Raw genomic sequence first — 20,161 nt, 5'->3', positions numbered from 1 at the left:
TAGCTCTCCTGTCGGAGTTAATCTTGAGGACGGATAATTTCGTCCCTACATTCTATTCAGCCGTAACAGATGCTGCAGCGTTAACTGCAGCATCTAATTGGCTTAATTTTCTTCCAACTCGATGTTGATACCCAGTGAGCGGATTTCTTTCAACAATACGTTGAACGATTCTGGCATACCTGGTTCCATTTTATGGTTACCATCAACGATGTTTTTATACATCTTAGTACGACCGTTCACGTCATCCGATTTCACTGTTAGCATTTCTTGTAGAGTGTAAGCAGCACCGTAAGCTTCAAGTGCCCATACTTCCATCTCACCAAAACGCTGGCCACCGAACTGTGCTTTACCACCCAGCGGCTGCTGAGTAACAAGGCTGTAAGAACCAGTAGAACGTGCATGCATTTTATCATCAACTAAGTGATTCAATTTAAGCATGTACATGTAACCAACAGTTACTTGACGTTCAAACTGATCGCCAGTACGGCCATCATAAAGTGTAACCTGACCACTACGAGGATAGCCCGCAAGCTCAAGCATGTCTTTGATTTCGCTTTCTTTCGCGCCATCAAATGCAGGAGTAGCTATTGGTAAACCACCTTTTAAGTTTTCAGCTAGACGACGAATTTCGTCATCAGTGAAGCTAGCAATATCTACAACTTGGCGAGATTCGCCAATTTCGTATGCTTGCTTGATGAAGTCACGTAGCTCATGAAGCTCACGTTGTTCTTTCATCATCTCTTCAATACGTTCACCGATACCACGTGCAGCAAGACCCATATGTGTTTCAAGGATCTGACCGATGTTCATACGTGATGGTACACCTAGTGGATTCAATACGATATCTACCGTACGACCTTTGTCATCGTAAGGCATATCTTCTACTGGTACGATAGTCGAGATAACACCTTTGTTACCATGACGACCCGCCATTTTATCACCCGGTTGGATACGACGTTTAACAGCTAGGTATACTTTAACAATCTTAAGTACGCCTGGTGCTAAGTCATCACCTTGGGTAATTTTACGACGTTTGTTTTCAAACTTCTTATCGTATTCAGCTTTAAGCTCATCGTATTGTGCAGCTAGTTGCTCAAGCTCAGCTTGCTTGTCTTCTTCAGCAAGGCTTTGCGTAAGTACTTTTTCAGCATTTAGAGATGCAAGTTTATCTTCATCAAAACCAGCAGCTATAAGTAGCTTACGTGCACGGTCTAAAACGCCTGCTTCTAAAATACGGAACTCTTCGTTGAAGTCTTTCTTCGCTTCGCGAAGCTGCATGTCTTCAACTTCTAACGCGCGTTTATCTTTTTCAACACCATCACGGGTGAAAACTTGCACGTCAATTACAGTACCAGTTACAGAATTTGGTACACGTAAAGAGCTGTCTTTAACGTCAGACGCTTTTTCGCCGAAGATAGCACGCAGTAGCTTCTCTTCAGGTGTAAGCTGTGTTTCGCCTTTAGGAGTCACTTTACCTACTAGGATATCGCCGCCTTTAACTTCAGCACCAATATATACAACGCCTGATTCATCAAGCTTGCCTAGTGCAGATTCACCCACGTTCGGGATATCTGCTGTGATCTCTTCTGGACCTAATTTAGTATCACGGGCAACACACTGTAGCTCTTGAATATGGATAGTCGTTAGACGATCTTCTTCAACTACGCGCTCTGATAACAAGATTGAATCTTCGAAGTTATAACCGTTCCATGGCATGAATGCCACGCGAAGGTTTTGACCAAGGGCTAAATCACCTAAGTCAGTCGAAGGACCATCTGCTAACACGTCACCACGAGTAACCGGTTCGCCAACCATACAAGTTGGTTTTTGGTTAATACATGTATTTTGGTTTGAACGTGTGTATTTGGTTAAGTTGTAGATGTCGATGCCCGCTTCACCAGGGATGCGTTCTTCTTCATGTACATTTACAACGATGCGACTTGCGTCAGCATACATTACTTCACCACCACGTTTAGCAACGATAGTTACACCAGAGTCTTTCGCTAGTGTTAACTCAATACCAGTACCTACTAACGGCTTATCCGCTTTCAATGTTGGTACTGCTTGACGTTGCATGTTTGAACCCATCAATGCACGGTTAGCATCATCGTGTTCTAGGAACGGGATAAGTGCTGCCGCTACAGAGATCACCTGTTGTGGTGATACATCCATATACTGCTGGTCCATGCGACCCATAAAGGTAGATTCACCTTTGTGACGACATGGGATAAGTTCATCAACAAACTCATTGGTTTCAGTTAAGTTTGAGTTCGCCTGTGCGATAACAAACTGACCTTCTTCAATGGCTGATAAATAATCAACTTCATCAGTTACAACACCGTCTACCACTTTGCGGTAAGGTGTTTCTAAGAAACCGTAGTCATTCGTACGTGCGTACGTAGACAATGAGTTAATTAGACCGATGTTTGGACCCTCAGGAGTCTCGATTGGACATACGCGACCATAGTGAGTTACGTGAACGTCACGTACTTCAAAGCCTGCGCGTTCACGAGTTAGACCGCCCGGACCTAATGCAGAGATACGACGTTTATGCGTAACTTCTGATAGTGGGTTATTTTGGTCCATAAACTGTGATAACTGAGACGAGCCGAAGAACTCTTTAACCGCTGCCGAAATAGGCTTAGCGTTAATAAGATCTTGTGGCATTATCGCGTCAAGGTCACCTAAGCTTAAACGCTCACGTACAGCACGTTCAACACGTACTAGACCAACACGGAATTGGTTCTCAGCCATTTCGCCAACACTACGTATACGACGGTTGCCTAAGTGATCGATATCATCAACATCGCCTTGACCGTTACGAATAGCAATTAATACTTTCATAACAGACACGATGTCTTCTTTGCTTAATGTGCCAGGGCCTGTGTCTGTATCGTAACCAACACGGCTATTGAACTTCATACGACCTACAGTAGATAAGTCATAACGTTCTTCAGAGAAGAACAAGTTCTGGAATAAGGCTTCAGCCGCGTCTTTCGTCGGTGGCTCGCCTGGGCGCATCATGCGGTAAATTTCTACTAGTGCTTCTAAACGGCTGCTTGCAGAGTCAATGTTCAAAGTATTTGACATGTAAGCACCGCTGTCCACTTCATTGATATATAACGTATCAATTTTAGTGTAACCGGCTTTAACCAATTCAGCCATTAGCTCTAGAGTTAGCTCGTCATTTGCATTTGCAATAACTTCACCAGTTGACTCATCAACATAGTTTTTAGCTACAATACGGCCAATGATGTACTCATGTGGTACTTCTAATTGCTTAATGCCTTTCTTCTCGATGCTCTTGATGTGGCGAGCCGTAACACGACGACCGCTTTCAACAAATACTTCACCGTCTTCGCTCTTGATATCAAAAGCGGCAGTTTCACCACGTAAACGCGAAGGTACAAGTTCCATAAGAACTTTACCATTCGTTACTTCAAACGTAGTGTTATCGAAGAACATATCTAGGATTTGTTCGCTAGAATAATCTAGTGCACGTAGGATGATAGACGCCGGTAATTTACGACGGCGGTCAATACGTACATATAAGTTATCTTTTGCATCAAATTCGAAGTCTAACCATGAACCACGGTAAGGTATAACGCGTGCGTTATATAATACTTTACCCGATGAATGGGTTTTACCGCGGTCGTTATCAAAGAATACACCAGGGCTACGGTGTAGCTGAGAAACGATAACACGCTCTGTACCATTGATTACAAAAGTACCGGTATCTGTCATGAGCGGAATTTCGCCCATGTAAACTTCTTGCTCTTTAATGTCTTTAACTGTGCCTGGTGCTTCTTTGTCCATAACAACAAGACGCAGTTTCACGCGAAGTGGAGCAGAATAAGTCACACCGCGAATTTGACATTCTTTTACATCGAAAACTGGCTCACCAATACGGTAACTTACGTATTGAAGCTCAGAATTTCCCGAGTAGCTTTTAATAGGGAACACAGAACGGAAGGCAGCTTCCAAACCATGATCGCCATCAGCGTCCGGCACTAAGAATTTTTTAAACGATTCTAACTGTGTAGACAGTAAAAAAGGTATATCCAAAACTTGTGGACGTTTACCAAAATCCTTACGGATACGTTTCTTTTCAGAATAAGAGTAAGCCATGGGGTTCCTCAGCTTGCTGATCTTTGACCCGACCTGTTCTTGTAAGAACAGACTTAACTGGCAGCTATGCCAAGATTTTACAACATTTAACTGTTGTTCTAATTAGATCCCACTTTAACACTAGCAAACTATAAAGCGTTGAAAGTAAAGAAAAAATCAGATTTTATTTGAACTAAAAGAGTGCATCACTCTATAGCGCAAAAAGGCCGGTGATTAAATAATCACCAGCCCTTGCCTGATTTCTCAGGCAGCGAACTTAGCAAAAGCTAAATTACTTAACCTCAACTTCAGCACCAGCTTCAGTAAGATCTTTTGCAAGTGCTTCAGCTTCTTCTTTAGATACACCTTCTTTAACTGGTGTAGGAGCAGCTTCAACAAGAGCTTTCGCTTCTTTAAGGCCAAGGCCAGTTGCGCTACGAACAGCTTTGATTGCAGAAACCTTGTTAGCGCCAGCGCCAGTAAGGATTACGTCAAATTCTGTTTTCTCTTCAGCAGCTTCAGCAGCTGGACCAGCTACCATTGCAGCTGCAGCAGTTACGCCGAATTTTTCTTCCATTGCTTCGATAAGAGCAACAACGTCCATTACTGACATTTCAGCAATTGCGTCAAGGATTTGGTCTTTAGATACAGACATTACAAATTTCCTAATAATTAACGGACATTACGTCCAAATAAATTTTACACCGAAAGTGAGATTAAACAGCTTAAAATTAAGCAGCTTGCTCTTCTTTCTGTACACGTACTGCTTCAATTGTTTTACACAATTTGCCAGCAGACGCTTCTTTCATAGCACTCATTAAGCGTGCAACAGCTTCGTCGTATGTAGGTAATGTAGCAAGCATTGCTGCATCAACAACATTTCCTTCAAAAGCGGCCGTTTTAAGCTCGAATTTCTCATTCTTTTTCGCGAAATCTGAAAAGATACGCGCAGCAGCACCTGGGTGCTCTGATGAGAAAGCGATTAAGCTTGGACCAACAAATGAATCAGAAAGACACTCAAAATCTGTTCCTTCAAGAGCACGTTTTGCTAAAGTGTTACGGACAACTTTCATCCAAACACCATTTGCACGAGCTTCTTTACGAAGGGCAGTGATTGCGCCAACTGTTACACCACGAGAATCTGCAACAACTGCAGATAGAGCACCATTGGCTGCTTCGTTGACTTCAGCAACTATTGCTTTTTTGCCTTGAAGATTTAAAGCCATGGGTGTTACTCCTGGTTTAATGGGGATACCGATTATCGGATTCCCCTGTTCTACTCTTCCCTACCAAACAAGGTAGAGATGCTTTTTACGGCGAGAGCCAGAAGGATTAGGAAAAATCTATCTGGGGTCTACACCGTCTACGTAGGTGAATATTAAGGCCGAAGCCACCTACGGTCTTGGACGGAAGCCCAATTTATCGTTAACCCCGAAGGCTTAACGAAATTATGGACTTCAACCCGAATTCTTTACTTTGCTAATTAATAAATTAATCAACAAAATGGCGCGAAATTATAGTACAAATTTCACGCCATGTAAACACTAATTAAGCTACAGTTGTGCTTAAAGTGCCTTGGTCAACAGAAACACCTGCGCCCATTGTTGTAGAGATAGTTACTTTCTTCAAGTAAATACCTTTAGCTTGAGAAGGTTTAGCCTTCTTAAGCGCAACAATTAGAGACTCAAGGTTTTGTTGTAATTGCTCTGCAGTGAAATCAACCTTACCAATAGTAGTATGGATGATGCCATTTTTGTCATTACGGTAACGTACTTGACCTGCTTTAGCATTTTTAACTGCTTCTGCAACGTTAGGCGTTACAGTACCAGTTTTAGGGTTTGGCATTAGACCACGTGGGCCTAAGATTTGACCTAGTTGACCAACAACACGCATAGCGTCTGGTGATGCAACAACAACGTCAAAGTTCATCTCGCCTTTTTTAACTAGTTCAGCAAGATCTTCCATGCCTACTAATTCAGCACCGGCTTCTTTTGCAGCTTCTGCATTAGCGCCTTGTGTGAATACAGCAACACGAACGTCACGACCAGTACCGTTAGGTAGTACAGTAGCACCACGAACGTTTTGATCAGATTTACGAGCATCGATACCAAGGTTAACGGCAACGTCAACACTTTCTACGAATTTAGCTGTCGCTAACTCTTTTAAAAGAGCAACTGCTTCATTGATTTCGTAATCTTTTGTTACTTCCACTTTTTCGCGGATAGTACGCATACGTTTAGTTAATTTAGCCATTTCTTAGTCCTCTACGTTCAAGCCCATCGCACGCGCAGAACCTGCGATAGTGCGAACCGCTGCGTCCATATCGGCAGCTGTAAGGTCAGTTCGTTTTGTCTCAACAATTTCTTCAAGTTGAGCACGAGTTACTGTGCCTACTTTATCAGTGTTAGGACGGCCTGAGCCTGACTTGATACCAGCAGCTTTCTTAAGTAAGTAAGCAGCAGGTGGCGTTTTCATGTCGAACGTAAATGAACGGTCACCGTAAACAGAGATCACTACAGGAACTGGAGCGCCTTTTTCGATAGACTCTGTACGTGCGTTAAACGCTTTACAGAATTCCATGATGTTTACACCGTGTTGACCTAGTGCAGGACCTACTGGAGGACTAGGATTAGCCATACCAGCGGCAACTTGTAGCTTGATTAGAGCTTCAACTTTTTTAGCCATTATAAATACCTCATTTGGTGGGTCTCAGCCTTGTGCGCGCGAGGACGCGTACTCTAACGGCTTCCCAGTTTAAAAATTGGTTTCGTACTTTTTGCACAGTAAAAATAAATTTTTACCTTAATACAAAAAGGCCGCTGATTATAAGTTAATCAGCGGCCTTTTTCAAGCTTCATACTAAAATTTAAATAAAAATCAGCGAAGCTTTTTTAATCAATTACCTATCTTGCTCAACTTGACCGAATTCAAGCTCAACTGGCGTAGAACGACCAAAAATAAGTACAGATACTTTTACGCGGCTTTTTTCGTAGTCAACTTCTTCAACTACACCACTGAAATCTGCAAATGGTCCATCAGTAACGCGTACAACTTCACCTGGTTCAAATAATGTAGCAGGTTTAGGTGCTTCAGCATTTTCTTGTAGGCGATTAAGAATACGTTCTGCTTCTTTAGGACTAATTGGAGCAGGACGATCAGACGTACCACCAATAAAGCCCATTACGCGTTCAGTGCTGTTCACTAAGTGCCAGCTTGCGTCATTCATATCCATTTGTACTAGTACATAACCTGGGAAGAATTTACGCTCAGATTTACGCTTTTGACCAGCGCGCATCTCAACAACTTCTTCAGTTGGTACTAATATTTCACCAAAGCTCGATTCAAGACCTTCGATTTTAATGTGTTCAGTTAACGTTTGAGCTACACGCTTTTCGTAACCAGAAAAGGCTTGTACTACATACCAACGTAACTTAATTTCTTTGTTCTCGTTCTCATCCGACATGGGATCAGATCTCCAATCCAGTTAAAAAGCCTACAGCGCGGAATAAAATGCCATCTAATCCCCAAAGGATAAGTGCCATAATCACTGTTGCAACCATTACAATTAATGTCGTGTGGGTAGTTTCTTGGCGCGTTGGCCAAATAACTTTGCGTACTTCAATTCGAGCTTCTTTAGCGAAAGCAAGAAAGTTACGTCCCTTAAATGTTTGCGAGGCAATTGCTAATCCAGCCGCTATTGCAACAACAACGCCGATAGCACGTAGTAATACAGATTGATCTGCATACATATGATTACCAACAACTGCGCCTGCAAGTAGCGCGATTGCTACTAACCACTTTACTGACTCCATCGCACTTGATGGTGTTTCTACATTCGTGCTCATAATATTATTACCTTAACTACAGACACAACAACCCTACACTACGGCAGGGTTAATCCATTAAAATCTAAACTTAAAAACAGACTTAATTTAAACCGGTTTTTAATCTCAGACTACTCAACTAACAAGTAAAACTGGCAGGGGCGGAGAGATTCGAACTCCCAACCATCGGTTTTGGAGACCGCTGTTCTACCAATTGGAACTACGCCCCTGCAAAGTGGATGCCTATTATACTTACGCAAAGCATTTACACAAGCCTAAAAGATACCCACATTGGAAAATCTAATTAATTAATTACATTATTGTTTAAACTGCTAATAATTTAATCGCTTATATAAACGTACAATCCTAGGGCGTGTTGACCTTTGTGGATTGAAATTTGTTTAATCTAGGGGCTATTAAATCGCGGCGCGAGGTTTGTAACCTAGTGGGCTAAGTAAAAACCGAGCAACAAAGAGTTAATCGTCCCTAGAAAGAACCCGATGGGCAGCGCATGTTTGGTATTTATGCTACGTTATCGCCTATTTATGGGGAATTATCACACTTCATAGGCTCTGCCTTGCCTAAAAACCAAACATACTGCTGCAAATTCAACCGCCAAAGATCAACACGCCCTAACATATAGATTATTTTTCTAAGTTTTTATAAACATCATTCAACAAGCTTGAAGCCCCAAATCTAAATGTATTTGCATGCAAGTAGCCGTCACCCATTATCGTGCATGCTAGCGCTAAATAATCACTGGCATCGGCAACAGTTTTAACACCACCGGCAGCTTTAAAGCCCACACGTTTATCCGAGTTTTTAATGGCTGTTAGCATAACTTTTGTTGATTCAAGGGTTGCATTAATGGCCACTTTACCCGTACTGGTTTTTACAAAATCGGCACCACCTTCAATTGCCAATTGAGTAGCCTGCGTTATTAGCGCTTCAGTTTTTAGCTCGCCGCTTTCTATTATTACTTTTAATTGAGCGTGCGACCCACACGCTTTTTTACTTTCGCTTACATAGCTAAGTACTGTTTGAACATCGCCCACGATTAACTTTTTATAAGGAATAACCAAATCAATCTCATCAGCGCCGCGCTCTATTGCAATAAGTGTTTCGTTAATTACATCACTCAGTGGTGCATCACCCGTTGGAAAATTAGTGACCGTTGCAACTTTTACGTGGTTAAGCTCACGTGCTGCGAGTGCTATTTTAGCATCATCAACAAAGTCACTATAAACACATACTGCGGCAGGCGTGCCCAGCGTCGGGTTTATACTATCAACAAGCGCTTGAATGCTTTTGGTGGTATCGCTGGTGTTTAAGCTTGTTAAGTCCATCAGTGCGACTGCTAATGCGGCATCTTTTTGGTGTTGTGTCATTAGAGCTCCGTTACTTGCTTGAGTACAAAATAGAATATGCTTCCATATTAACAAATTAAACCAAACTCGCTATAGCTCATAACCAAACACTATAAGCTGGTTATTTCACTTGTAACTCGTCGCAATCCCTTGTTAACTAACTCTTAGGCCTAAAAAGCCCACCTATTATAACTTTTGGTTATATCAACTTGGTTTTAATTATTTTTTACTTATTGATAGCCGCTATATTCTGCTTATCAGAATAAAGCGTTTTCTTATATTTGAATTTGTTTAGGGGTCTTATTACCGTGCAGTATTTACCTATCTTTACCAAACTCGACAACAAACCAGTATTGGTTGTTGGCGGTGGAGAGGTCGCATTACGCAAATGTCGCGCGTTTTTAAAAGCGCGTGCCAGTGTAACTTTGGTAGCACCTTGGTTTTGCGACGAACTCAAAGAGCATGCACATAATAATGAAGTAACGCTTATTGATGCTTATTTTGATGAGTCGCATCTCGATGGCAAAATGCTTGTTATTGCAGCAACCGACCGCGATGAAGTAAACAACAACGTATTTGAACTTGCCAATGCTCGTAATGTGTTTGTAAACGTAGTTGATGACCAACCTAAATGTACGTTTATATTTCCATCTATTGTTGATCGCGACCCAATCACGATTGCTATATCAAGCGCTGGTACAGCGCCAGTGCTTGCACGGCGCTTACGCGAAAAGCTCGAAACCCTTATTCCGCATCACATAGGCCCACTTGCAACGCTTGTAGGTGGCTTTAGAGACAAAGTAAAAAAACGCTTTAAACATTTTTCTGACCGCCGCCAATTTTGGGAAGGCGTGTTCGACTCATCTGTCGTGAGTAAAGTACAAACGGGCGATACCCAAGGTGCTGAGCAGCAACTAGAGCAAATGCTAGATGCTAAAGCTGAGCCCGAAGGCGAAGTGTATGTAGTAGGTGCAGGCCCAGGCGATCCTGAGCTTTTAACACTTAAAGCACTGCAACTTATGCAACAAGCCGATGTAGTCGTTTATGACTTTTTAGTGTCTGACGAAATTATGGAACTAGTACGCCGCGATGCTGACCTTATTTGTGTAGGCAAACGTTTAGGCGATCATAGTGTTGTTCAAGACGACACCAACCAAATGTTGGTCGACCTTGCTAAGCAAGGCAAAAAAGTATGCCGAATTAAAGGTGGCGACCCATTTATTTATGGTCGTGGTGGCGAAGAAGTACAAGTACTGGCTGCTAACAACGTAAATTATCAAATTGTACCGGGTATTACCGCCGCTGCAGGTTGTAGTGCGTATGCGGGTATTCCGCTTACACATCGTGACCATGCACAAGCCATTCAATTTGTAACTGGCCACTGTAAAAAAGACGGTCAAGAACTTGATTGGCAATCGCTGGCTAAACCAAATCAAACGCTTGCTATTTACATGGGCGTAATTAAATCGCCGCACATACAAAGCGAGCTTTTAAAACATGGCCGTAAAGCCAACACCCCTGTCGCTATTATCGAAAACGGTACACGCAAAAATCAGCGTGTAGTAACAGGCCAACTAGGCGAACTTGCCGACTTAATCCAGCGCAACAGCATTATATCGCCTGCGCTACTTATTATTGGTGAAGTAGCCGCCCTGCACTCGCAACTAGCGTGGTTTGGGAAAAACGAACAAACAAGCAGCTTTGCACAGCCGCTAACAGATGTATCAAATACATAACCGAATTTTAAATTTGTAACTTTTAATCATTTTAGTAGGACGACTAACAATGGCTTTAACTCACCTTCAGCAACTTGAAGCTGAAAGTATCAAAATCATGCGCGAAGTCGCCGCTGAGTTTGAGAACCCAGTAATGCTTTACTCTATTGGTAAAGATTCGTCGGTACTTTTGCACTTAGCACGCAAAGCATTTTACCCTGCAAAAATTCCGTTTCCGTTATTACACGTAGACACCAATTGGAAGTTTCGTGAAATGATTGAGTTTCGCGACCGTATAGCTAAAGAATACGGTTTTGACCTACTGGTACACAAAAATCCAGAAGGCATTGAAATGGGTGTAGGCCCGTTTACGCATGGCTCGGGTAAACATACCGACATAATGAAAACCCAAGGCTTAAAGCAAGCACTTAACAAATATGGTTTTGATGCAGCATTTGGTGGCGCACGCCGCGACGAAGAAAAGTCACGCGCAAAAGAGCGTGTTTACTCGTTCCGCGATAAACACCACCGTTGGGATCCTAAAAACCAGCGTCCTGAGCTTTGGAACACTTATAACAGCCAAGTTAATCCGGGCGAAAGCATTCGTGTTTTCCCGCTGTCTAACTGGACTGAGCTGGATATTTGGCAATACATTTACCAAGAAAACATCGATATGGTTCCGCTTTACTTAGCAAAAGAGCGCCCTGTTGTTGACCGTGACGGCACCCTAATTATGGTTGACGATGAGCGTATGCCACTTAACGAAGGTGAAGTACCGCAAATGAAGTCGGTACGTTTTCGTACATTAGGCTGTTACCCACTTACCGGTGCAGTTGAATCAACAGCAAGTAACCTAACTGAAATTATTGAAGAAATGCTGCTGTCTACGTCATCTGAACGTGAAGGTCGCGTTATTGACCATGATTCAGCCGGCTCAATGGAGAAGAAAAAACGTGAGGGGTATTTTTAATGTCTAGCCAAAATAACGATACATACAACGAAGTAAAAGAAATAGGCATAGACGCCTACCTAGCACGCCAACAAGACAAAAGCTTATTGCGTATGCTTACGTGTGGCAGCGTAGATGACGGTAAATCAACATTGATTGGCCGCCTACTGCACGACAGCCACCAAATTTATGAAGATCAGCTAGCTGCACTTCATAAAGATAACGAAAAAGTAGGTAATGCAGGAGAAGATCTTGACCTTGCATTATTAGTTGATGGCCTACAAGCTGAGCGCGAGCAAGGTATTACCATTGACGTAGCGTACCGTTATTTTTCAACGGCTAAGCGTAAATTTATTATTGCCGACACACCAGGGCACGAGCAATACACGCGCAACATGGTAACGGGTGCATCAACAAGTGATGTAGCCATTATTTTGGTTGATGCGCGTTACGGCGTGCAAGTACAAACTAAGCGCCACAGCTTTATTTGTGACTCGCTTGGCATTAAGCAGTTTGTTGTTGCCGTTAATAAGATGGATATCGTTGATTTTGACGAAACCGTGTATGAAAAAATTAAGGCCGATTACCTTAAATTTGCTGAGCAACTTAACGTATCAAACATTAAGTTTGTACCTATGTCGGCGCTTAAAGGCGACAACGTAGTAACGCGCTCTGCACATACACCGTATTACACCGACAAGCCGCTACTTGAATTACTAGAAGATTCGCCAGCAGCCGAAACAGATACAGGCTTTGAAGCGCGCCTACCCGTGCAATACGTAGTGCGTCCTAACTTAAACTTCCGTGGTTTTCAGGGCACACTTACATCAGGCAAGATACACGTAGGCGATGCAATAAAAGTATTACCGTCGGGTAAAACATCAAGCATTAAAGAAATTGTTACCTTTGATGGCAATTTAGATAGTGCTGAAGCAGGCCAAGCAATTACCGTTACCCTAAATAACGAAATTGATATTAGCCGAGGCGACGTAATAGTACCTGCAAATTCAACGGCCGTTGTTACTAACCAGCTGCAAGCTAAAATTGTGTGGATGCATGAGTCGCCATTAGTATTAGGTAAAAGCTATAACCTAAAGCTAGGCAGCAAAAACACTTCAGCTATTGTTACAAAAATTGATTACACAATTGATGTGAACACGCTTGAGCACGGCACTAGCGACTCACTGCAGTTAAACGAAATTGCGATTGTAACACTTGAACTAACCGAAACTATTTTGGCAGACGAGTACCACAGCAATCACGAAACAGGCTCGTTTATACTAATCGATCGCTTATCAAACCTAACGGTTGCTGCGGGCATGATTGAACAAGTACTGCAAAGCCAAGCACAGCAAAGTAACTTTAGCGAATTTGAAGTTGAATTTAACAGCTTAGTACGCAAGCACTTTCCGCATTGGCAAGCGCTTGATATTTCTAAGTTATAAGTTAACTTTAGCCTGTTAGGAATTTAAAAGCATGGTAGAACAGCTCGTTTTAACAGGCATTATGCTTACCTTAGTCGGGTGCCTTTTTGGCACCCGTATTAATCCAGCATGGTTATTTGTAAGCGCCATTGGCACCAGCTACTTAGCAGGGCTAATCGATCTTGAAAGCATGTTAATTAATTATGCTAACCCGTCGCTTATCACCTTAGTGCTATTGGTGTTAGTGTCGACCGCAATAGAAAAAACCACTCTAATTCAAAAGTTAGCGCAATCGCTATCTAAAGGTAGTTTAGTAAAATCGGTAACAAAATTGGGGTTATCAACCGCCTTTTTATCGTCGTTTACTAACAATACCGCCGTTGTTGCATCGCTTATTACCGCGATAAAAGACAACCCTAATCACTCCCCTTCAAAGCTATTATTACCGCTGTCGTACACTGCTATTTTAGGCGGCACTATTACGCTTATTGGTACATCAACCAACTTAATCGTCAATGGCTTTGCAGTTGATGCGGGCATGGAACCGCTGGGCTTTTTTGACTTTACCTTAGTGGGTTTAGGCGCGTTAAGCGTAGGCCTAATTACCATTTTAGTGATGCTTAAATACTTACCCGACAACGGTAAAAGCGACCAAGAAGTCGTGCCTTTTTACCTAGAAGGCAAAGTACAAGCAAACTCAAAGTTAATAGGCCAAACCGTTGAAGAAAACGGCCTGCGTGATTTAAAAGACTTATTCCTTGCTGAAATTATTCGCGATGGCAGCCGCATTTGCGCAGTCACCCCGCAGCAAATTATTCAAAAAGATGACGTGCTGCTTTTTGTAGGTGACATAAAATCGGTGCCATTACTTACCCGTTTCGACGGCCTAAAAGTAGTACACGAAAATCATCAAAAAGACATAGAACACTTAGTAGAAGTAGTCGTAAGTCAATCTTCAAAATTTATTGGCAAAACCGTAAAAGAAGCCCGCTTTAGAGAGCAATTTCATGCTGCTGTTATTGCCATTCGCCGTGGGCACGACCGCTTACAAGGCGGCCTTGGGCAAGTGCAATTACAAGCTGGCGACTCGCTTATACTTGCCCCAGGTAAAAACTTTTACACCTTGCCTAATTTAAAGCGCGAATTTGTGTATATTTCAGGGTTTGACTTACAAGCCCACCTTGCACCTAAACAATCAAACATTGTGCTACTAAGCTTTGCCGCAGTACTGGGTTTAAGCATTGTTGGCATAGTGCCGCTGGTTAAAGGCTTATTAGTATTACTGATTGGCTTAATGCTCAGTGGCACCATAAAACTTAACGAAGTAAAACGCCGTTTTCCTATCGAGTTACTCGTAGTCGTAGGTAGTGCCATTGGCCTTGCCAAGTTAATGATAGGCACCGGACTTGCCGGGCAAATATCCAGCGCCCTATTTATGGTACTTGGCGACTTTGGCCCTTACGGCGCATTTATTGCCATATTTTTAATGACCGTATTATTTACCGAGCTTATTACTAATAACGCAGCAGCTGCCTTGTCGTTCCCTGTTGCTTACTCGCTCGCGGTTGGTTTTAATGTAGACCCGCTACCGTTTATTACGGCGGTTGCCTTTGGCGCATCAGCCAGCTTTATATCGCCATTTGGGTATCAAACTAATCTAATGGTTTATAGCGCGGGTAACTATCGCTTAAAAGATTACATAGTGATGGGCTTACCCCTTTCTATTATTTATTCAATCACGGTATTAACCTTGATCCCGCTGGTATTTCCATTTTAATACCTGCGCTTACAGCATAAGAGACATTCACTATGGATGAAAATATAGTTTGGCATAACTACGCAACTACAAAAGCACAGCGTAGTGAGCAAAAAAAACATAAGCCCGCTATTTTATGGTTTACCGGCTTTTCGGGCTCTGGCAAAAGCACCGTAGCAAACGCACTAGAAGCGGCGCTTAATCAGCAAGGTACGCACACTTACCTACTCGATGGCGACAACGTACGCCACGGTTTATGTAAAGACCTAGGCTTTAGCGACGAAGACCGCATTGAAAACATACGCCGCGTAGGCGAAACCGCTAAACTAATGACCGACGCTGGCTTGTTAGTACTTACTGCGTTTATATCGCCTTTTAGAGCAGAGCGCGACATGGTGCGCAGCCTAGTAGACGAAGGCGAATTTATTGAAGTATTTATCGATACTCCACTTGATGTGTGCGAAAGCCGCGATCCAAAAGGCTTATACAAAAAAGCCCGCGCTGGGGAGATAAAACACTTCACCGGTATCGATTCAAGCTACGAAGTGCCAAACAATCCAGAAATAATTTTAGATACAAGTAAAAACACCCTAGACCAATCGGTTACACAACTGATAACGTATCTAAAACAAAAGCACATAATATAGGTTAACCCCATGAATCAAACCGAACTGCTAGAAGAAACCCTCATCCTTGCCCGCAAAGCAGGCCAAGCGATAATGGGAATTTACGAAAAGGACTTTAACGTTGAGTACAAAGCCGATGAAAGCCCCGTAACCGACGCCGATTTAGCAGCTCATAAACTGATTGTGGCAGGGCTTCAACAGCTCACACCCGACATTCCAATACTCAGTGAAGAAAACGCCGACATAAGCTGGGATGTACGCCAAACGTGGAAAAGCTACTGGTTAGTTGACCCAATCGACGGTACTAAAGAATTTATTAAAAAGAACGGTGAATTTACCGTAAACATCGCCCTAATTAAAAACGGCACTCCTATTTTAGCCGTAGTAGATGCACCTGCCCTTGGCGTATCGTACCTTGCCGCAGAGGCCATTGGCGCATTTAAAGATAAAGGCGATGAGCGAATTGAGCTTAAAGTAACGACTAAACCTAACAAAGGGTTAATTCGAGTTGTAGGCAGCCGCTCGCACCCATCACCCGATTTAGCCGAGTTTGTAAAACGCTTTGACGAGGTTGAAATGGTGTCTAAAGGTAGCTCACTTAAGCTGTGTTTAGTCGCTGAGGGCAGCGCCGATATTTACCCGCGCTTAGGTCCAACCTGCGAATGGGATACCGGAGCAGGCCATGCCATTGCCGCAATAGCCGGCGCTAAAGTAACTAAACTTGATGGTAGCCCGCTAATTTACAACACCAAAGATGAGTATTTGAATCCGTATTTTATTGTCTCAGCTATTGAAGAGTAAAGTGCAACGAGCTGCGGGCTTTAAGCTACTAGCAGCTCAATGACTATTTAAACACCCTAGGTTGGGTTGAGTGTAACGAAACCCAACATGTTTAAGTCATGAGTTTTAAGCGGTAGAATCTTCACTCGTAGAAGATAGCTTTAGCCACTAAAAATCCTGCTCTGCATTCTATTTGAAAAATAATCTCACTATCGAGTCACTTCACGCCGAACAAATAATTCTAATTGATTATTTGACCTCAACAACTCCAACGCTTGTTTTATAAGAGATTGTATATAAGCTTGTAACATTAGGTATTTTAGGTGTATTGTCTAATTTTGAGTCAGAGTTCAATACGGGCTGCCTAAGATATTCTGAATTATCCAACATTCTCCCTAAGCAATGGAACTTTTCACTTTCACTAACATCCTTTAATCTTTTTTCTGCATGGTATAACTTGTAGCTTTGCTTCAAACAAAGTAATAAATATCTGCCTTTATTTTTATCTAAGTTCAATTTATAAATAAGAGGCTCAATTTCGATCGGTATATATTTTTCATTAAAACCAAGGTAATTGATAAGTGCATTTGAATGCTCCCTAGCATCTTGTACATATAATAATCCATTAAAAATTTCATATATATTTTTAATGGTTAAATTTTTAGCTATGTAATGTACAAACTTTATTACATGTCTACATGTTGTAGATGACAGCTCATTGGGTAAGTTATCACTGCCTAGCTCTTGATAAGCTAATGTTTGATCTTCGTTGAACTTAAGAAAAATAAATTGCGAATACTTCTCTTGTTTAGATTCGTCAAAACTTAGCCACTTTTCTACAAATAGTAAAAGTGAAAGTTTCTTCAAATTTAATATATCTCGGATAACATCTTGATCTTTAAATTCTGAACTAAAAATACTTTGACGCAGAATACGCTGAACATAAAATGACATTTCATTGGAGCAACCAACTGTTTGTAAATATTCATTATTAGGGTTTAAAAGCCAAATATCTCTTTCTTTTAGAGGGTTACTATCACGTATTGAAACAGTCTTAATTTTTATACCTAGCATTACGCTTAGGTAATTTTTCACCTCTTTAGGAGTATCTTTTTCTATAAACCTTTCAATATCTGTCTGTTCACTTTTAAGTTTTGCAGAGTTTATAAAGTTAATATATTTAGAAAATAAGTTAGGCTCAACTTCTCTGAGCGCTAACATCATAAGCAAAGATATAAAATTGACCTCGCCTTTTAAGTTGTTATCCCACCAAATCTCATCGGCTCGACGAAGCACTTTTTTTAAAATACGGAAGCTCGAAATTAGTTTATTTAGCTCTGTTCTTTCAGGTAAATAAAAACCAATCCTTTTGGTTGGGACATTCTTAACATCATCCAAACTTCCCCATGAATAAGGGATAACAGAGAGCACTTTGCTCCTAGTTAAGTTCGCATAAATATAATTAACTAATAGGTCTGTAAAATCACTTTTTGCAATATCTTCTCTATAATCAGTAGCCTTTGAAATCACTTCAATATACAAGGGTTTCTCATTGCCCATCGCGACGATAAAATTGATGTGACTCAAATCTCGATCTTTTAACCTATCCAACAGCGCAGCTATATCATTTAAGCGCTTTTCGTTTTCATCGCCAGTTCCGCGATCAACGTCTTGTAAGGTAATAAGTAATTTATGGTTTGTTGTGTCAAGAACGTCATTAAGCTTTTGAAAGCTTTGCTCAATATCAATTGGGCCTGCGAGTAGTGTTGAAGCAAATTGAAATATGCCACCCCCCGATTTTAACGCTTCGGTATAATGTTTAGGCAGCGTACGAAATGCGCACATATCAATATACTGGCTTATATCATCAATAATATTGCTCAGTACAACATGGGCAACACTGCCGCTTGCAGCGCCCCATGTTGAAATATCACTGTGGATCCAATTAATCTTGTTTTGTTGTTTTACTCTTAGCTTTTCCTTATCAGATGACTCCAACTTTACCTGTTTAGGCTTTTTAAGCTCGTTTGCTATTGCTGCAACAATGCTACTTTTACCGCAACCATAAGGTCCACATAAAGCTATGTGCTGCGCTAAATCCTTTTCATCTTTACCACCGCCATTTTGTAGCCGCTCGGTAATGCGCGTGGCGTAAACCTGTAAATCGGGTTCTAATTCCTCTGTGCTTTTAATAGTTGAATCGTCTTTAAACCATTTTCGAAAATCTTCTAAGCTATTCAGCTCTGGATTTACCTGAATGGTTACATCTTCATTTTCAGTAGTGATGCTTAGCTGTTTACTTTGCCTATACTCATCAAATAACAAGTAAGCCGCCAATATAAAATAACTAGCAGCTAGGTACATAAAGACATTATAGGCAGGCGCTATATCGCCCAGGCTGATAGCAAAAACTATGTAAATTAAACTAAGACCAACCAATACAGCCGTAAAAATTGGCTTTTGGGTATAGAGCTTTGTCTGATAAATGACAGTTATGAGCATGCCAATAAACGTAAGTGCTAGGTATTTTAAGCTCATAAAACTTTGTGCGTATAACACAGCTTCATCAAATTTTGGTGCTGTGCTTAGCATGTAAAAAGCAGTCAGAAGTAATGACGCTAATACAGCTATTGTCACTGGCGGATATCGCCAGTTAAACCCAATACTGCGCTTGGGGTGCGATATATAAAACTTATCAAGCAGGACCTTGATGCCAATACCCGCTAAAAATGCGCTGCTGTAATGCAAAACCGGATTGGCATTTAAAATAGTGCCCAAACTCGAATATGCCTTTTGCACAAGACCGACTTTGCTTAAAAATACAGTAATTGTGGCGGCGGTAATTGCGCACAATAAAAGAGAAAGCCAACGAGTGGCTGTAATGCGGAGAGTTTTAACTTGTGACAACTTAATATCCTTATCAATACGTTACCTTGCCAGTGTATATCAATTGAACATTATTGAATAAGCAAGTTTAATAAATAAAACCGCCTCTTGGCTTCATTAATCGCATGACGCTATGACATGTTGGGTTTCGCTTCGCTCTACCCAACCTTGTATCTCTCATTGATAAATGATTAGCTATCATTTATCACATCGAAGTTAGTGAGCTTGCCTCGGCGTCTACCGCCAAAGTTTAAATTTGCGTTTATCTTGTAGATACCATCTCTCATTTTAAGCTTCAAGGTCGTATTTAACTTTCTTGGAGCTTAAACGCTTCTTGGTTTTTTATTACACCAAAACATATATGAATTAGCTTTCGCATATTTGCACACACAGCTTGCATCGGTGTTTTACCATTATTTATTAACGTTAACTTGTGTCGTTTTATTGTTTTATTCCATTGCCCTGCAACAATGGCCGCCATATAAAGTTTGCATCGAATTCTGGCTGGTCCAAGTTTACTGATTGATGTTCGCCCTTTTAATTTACCCGATTCATTATGCCGTGGGATTAATCCACAATAAGCCGCTGCTTCTTTGGCTTTATTAAATTTTTTAGCGGCGAATAAATACGTCAGCTCTCTCGATAATACGGGCCCAATACCAGGGATAGACTCTAGTAGTTTCCTGTTTCTTTTTAAATCAGGTTCATTATCTATGTGGTTATCAAT

At 41.5% G+C, this 20,161-nt stretch carries 16 protein-coding genes and 1 tRNA gene; 6 read left to right on the top strand and 11 right to left on the bottom strand.

The window, feature by feature from the left end; translation table 11 throughout:
• Positions 1-102: 102 nt before the first annotated feature.
• The 9 genes from rpoB to deoC all read right to left on the bottom strand — a co-directional run bounded on the left by rpoB (position 103) and on the right by deoC (position 9,319).
• Entirely contained in the window at positions 103-4,128 is a 4,026-nt protein-coding gene (rpoB, locus tag I6F53_RS17360) for a DNA-directed RNA polymerase subunit beta (protein WP_165740515.1), read from the bottom strand.
• Positions 4,129-4,399: 271 nt separating this feature from the next.
• Positions 4,400-4,762 (bottom strand): 50S ribosomal protein L7/L12, encoded by a 363-nt coding sequence (gene rplL, locus I6F53_RS17355; protein ID WP_002958882.1) that lies wholly within the window; start codon positions 4,760-4,762, stop codon positions 4,400-4,402.
• A 76-nt stretch (positions 4,763-4,838) separates the two neighbouring features.
• A complete protein-coding gene (gene rplJ, locus I6F53_RS17350) occupies positions 4,839-5,333 on the bottom strand; it encodes a 50S ribosomal protein L10 (RefSeq protein WP_002958881.1) in 495 nt (164 codons plus the stop codon).
• A 322-nt stretch (positions 5,334-5,655) separates the two neighbouring features.
• Positions 5,656-6,360 carry a 50S ribosomal protein L1 gene (gene rplA / locus I6F53_RS17345; RefSeq protein ID WP_165740516.1) on the bottom strand — a complete coding sequence of 235 codons (705 nt, stop codon included), beginning with the start codon at positions 6,358-6,360 and terminating at the stop codon, positions 5,656-5,658.
• 3 nt (positions 6,361-6,363) lie between these two features.
• Positions 6,364-6,792 (bottom strand): 50S ribosomal protein L11, encoded by a 429-nt coding sequence (gene rplK, locus I6F53_RS17340; RefSeq protein WP_002958879.1) that lies wholly within the window; start codon positions 6,790-6,792, stop codon positions 6,364-6,366.
• 214 nt (positions 6,793-7,006) lie between these two features.
• Positions 7,007-7,570, bottom strand: a complete 564-nt coding sequence (gene nusG, locus I6F53_RS17335) for a transcription termination/antitermination protein NusG (RefSeq protein ID WP_166420077.1) — start codon at positions 7,568-7,570, stop codon at positions 7,007-7,009.
• A gap of 4 nt (positions 7,571-7,574) precedes the next feature.
• A complete protein-coding gene (secE, locus tag I6F53_RS17330) occupies positions 7,575-7,952 on the bottom strand; it encodes a preprotein translocase subunit SecE (protein ID WP_002958877.1) in 378 nt (125 codons plus the stop codon).
• 132 nt (positions 7,953-8,084) lie between these two features.
• A tRNA-Trp gene (locus I6F53_RS17325) sits at positions 8,085-8,161 on the bottom strand.
• A 414-nt stretch (positions 8,162-8,575) separates the two neighbouring features.
• Complete coding sequence (deoC, locus tag I6F53_RS17320) at positions 8,576-9,319, bottom strand: deoxyribose-phosphate aldolase (RefSeq protein WP_197240502.1); 744 nt, start codon at positions 9,317-9,319, stop codon at positions 8,576-8,578.
• Positions 9,320-9,606: 287 nt separating this feature from the next.
• Here deoC and cysG point away from each other — a divergent pair, with 287 nt between their 5' ends.
• Genes cysG through cysQ form a run of 6 tightly spaced genes read left to right on the top strand, consistent with a single transcriptional unit; the run spans position 9,607 to position 16,569 of the window.
• Positions 9,607-11,034, top strand: coding sequence for a siroheme synthase CysG (cysG, locus tag I6F53_RS17315; RefSeq protein ID WP_197141209.1), 1,428 nt, complete (start codon positions 9,607-9,609; stop codon positions 11,032-11,034).
• 49 nt (positions 11,035-11,083) lie between these two features.
• Positions 11,084-11,983, top strand: a complete 900-nt coding sequence (gene cysD / locus I6F53_RS17310; protein WP_138586364.1) for a sulfate adenylyltransferase subunit CysD — start codon at positions 11,084-11,086, stop codon at positions 11,981-11,983.
• Entirely contained in the window at positions 11,983-13,407 is a 1,425-nt protein-coding gene (gene cysN, locus I6F53_RS17305) for a sulfate adenylyltransferase subunit CysN (RefSeq protein ID WP_197160768.1), read from the top strand. The genes cysD and cysN overlap by 1 nt, the downstream gene beginning before the upstream one ends.
• 31 nt (positions 13,408-13,438) lie before the next feature.
• A complete protein-coding gene (locus tag I6F53_RS17300) occupies positions 13,439-15,163 on the top strand; it encodes an SLC13 family permease (protein ID WP_197240501.1) in 1,725 nt (574 codons plus the stop codon).
• A gap of 32 nt (positions 15,164-15,195) precedes the next feature.
• A complete protein-coding gene (gene cysC / locus I6F53_RS17295) occupies positions 15,196-15,789 on the top strand; it encodes an adenylyl-sulfate kinase (RefSeq protein ID WP_007378439.1) in 594 nt (197 codons plus the stop codon).
• 9 nt (positions 15,790-15,798) lie between these two features.
• Positions 15,799-16,569, top strand: a complete 771-nt coding sequence (gene cysQ, locus I6F53_RS17290; RefSeq protein ID WP_197240500.1) for a 3'(2'),5'-bisphosphate nucleotidase CysQ — start codon at positions 15,799-15,801, stop codon at positions 16,567-16,569.
• A 228-nt stretch (positions 16,570-16,797) separates the two neighbouring features.
• Here cysQ and I6F53_RS17285 read toward each other — a convergent pair whose 3' ends face one another.
• Positions 16,798-19,326: an AAA family ATPase gene (locus tag I6F53_RS17285; RefSeq protein WP_231616628.1), complete on the bottom strand. Its 2,529-nt coding sequence runs from the start codon at positions 19,324-19,326 to the stop codon at positions 16,798-16,800.
• A 415-nt stretch (positions 19,327-19,741) separates the two neighbouring features.
• Positions 19,742-20,161: transposase (locus I6F53_RS17280; RefSeq protein WP_197240498.1), on the bottom strand; the 420-nt coding region annotated here is incomplete at its 5' end.

The sequence above is a fragment of the Pseudoalteromonas sp. SWN29 genome, from assembly GCF_015864465.1.
Classification (GTDB): Bacteria; Pseudomonadota; Gammaproteobacteria; order Enterobacterales; family Alteromonadaceae; genus Pseudoalteromonas.
The sequence above is the reverse complement of the archived record's forward strand: the minus strand, read 5'-3'. Positions and strand labels throughout refer to the sequence as shown.

Excerpts from the sequence above, each read along its gene's own strand:
- cysQ (WP_197240500.1), top strand. The coding sequence starts at position 15,799 with ATGAATCAAACCGAACTGCTAGAAGAAACCCTCATCCTTGCCCGCAAA.
- nusG (WP_166420077.1), bottom strand. The coding sequence starts at position 7,570 with ATGTCGGATGAGAACGAGAACAAAGAAATTAAGTTACGTTGGTATGTA.
- cysN (WP_197160768.1), top strand. The coding sequence starts at position 11,983 with ATGTCTAGCCAAAATAACGATACATACAACGAAGTAAAAGAAATAGGC.
- rplK (WP_002958879.1), bottom strand. The coding sequence starts at position 6,792 with ATGGCTAAAAAAGTTGAAGCTCTAATCAAGCTACAAGTTGCCGCTGGT.
- rplL (WP_002958882.1), bottom strand. The coding sequence starts at position 4,762 with ATGTCTGTATCTAAAGACCAAATCCTTGACGCAATTGCTGAAATGTCA.
- rpoB (WP_165740515.1), bottom strand. The coding sequence starts at position 4,128 with ATGGCTTACTCTTATTCTGAAAAGAAACGTATCCGTAAGGATTTTGGT.
- cysC (WP_007378439.1), top strand. The coding sequence starts at position 15,196 with ATGGATGAAAATATAGTTTGGCATAACTACGCAACTACAAAAGCACAG.
- I6F53_RS17300 (WP_197240501.1), top strand. The coding sequence starts at position 13,439 with ATGGTAGAACAGCTCGTTTTAACAGGCATTATGCTTACCTTAGTCGGG.
- rplJ (WP_002958881.1), bottom strand. The coding sequence starts at position 5,333 with ATGGCTTTAAATCTTCAAGGCAAAAAAGCAATAGTTGCTGAAGTCAAC.
- secE (WP_002958877.1), bottom strand. The coding sequence starts at position 7,952 with ATGAGCACGAATGTAGAAACACCATCAAGTGCGATGGAGTCAGTAAAG.
- cysD (WP_138586364.1), top strand. The coding sequence starts at position 11,084 with ATGGCTTTAACTCACCTTCAGCAACTTGAAGCTGAAAGTATCAAAATC.
- deoC (WP_197240502.1), bottom strand. The coding sequence starts at position 9,319 with ATGACACAACACCAAAAAGATGCCGCATTAGCAGTCGCACTGATGGAC.
- rplA (WP_165740516.1), bottom strand. The coding sequence starts at position 6,360 with ATGGCTAAATTAACTAAACGTATGCGTACTATCCGCGAAAAAGTGGAA.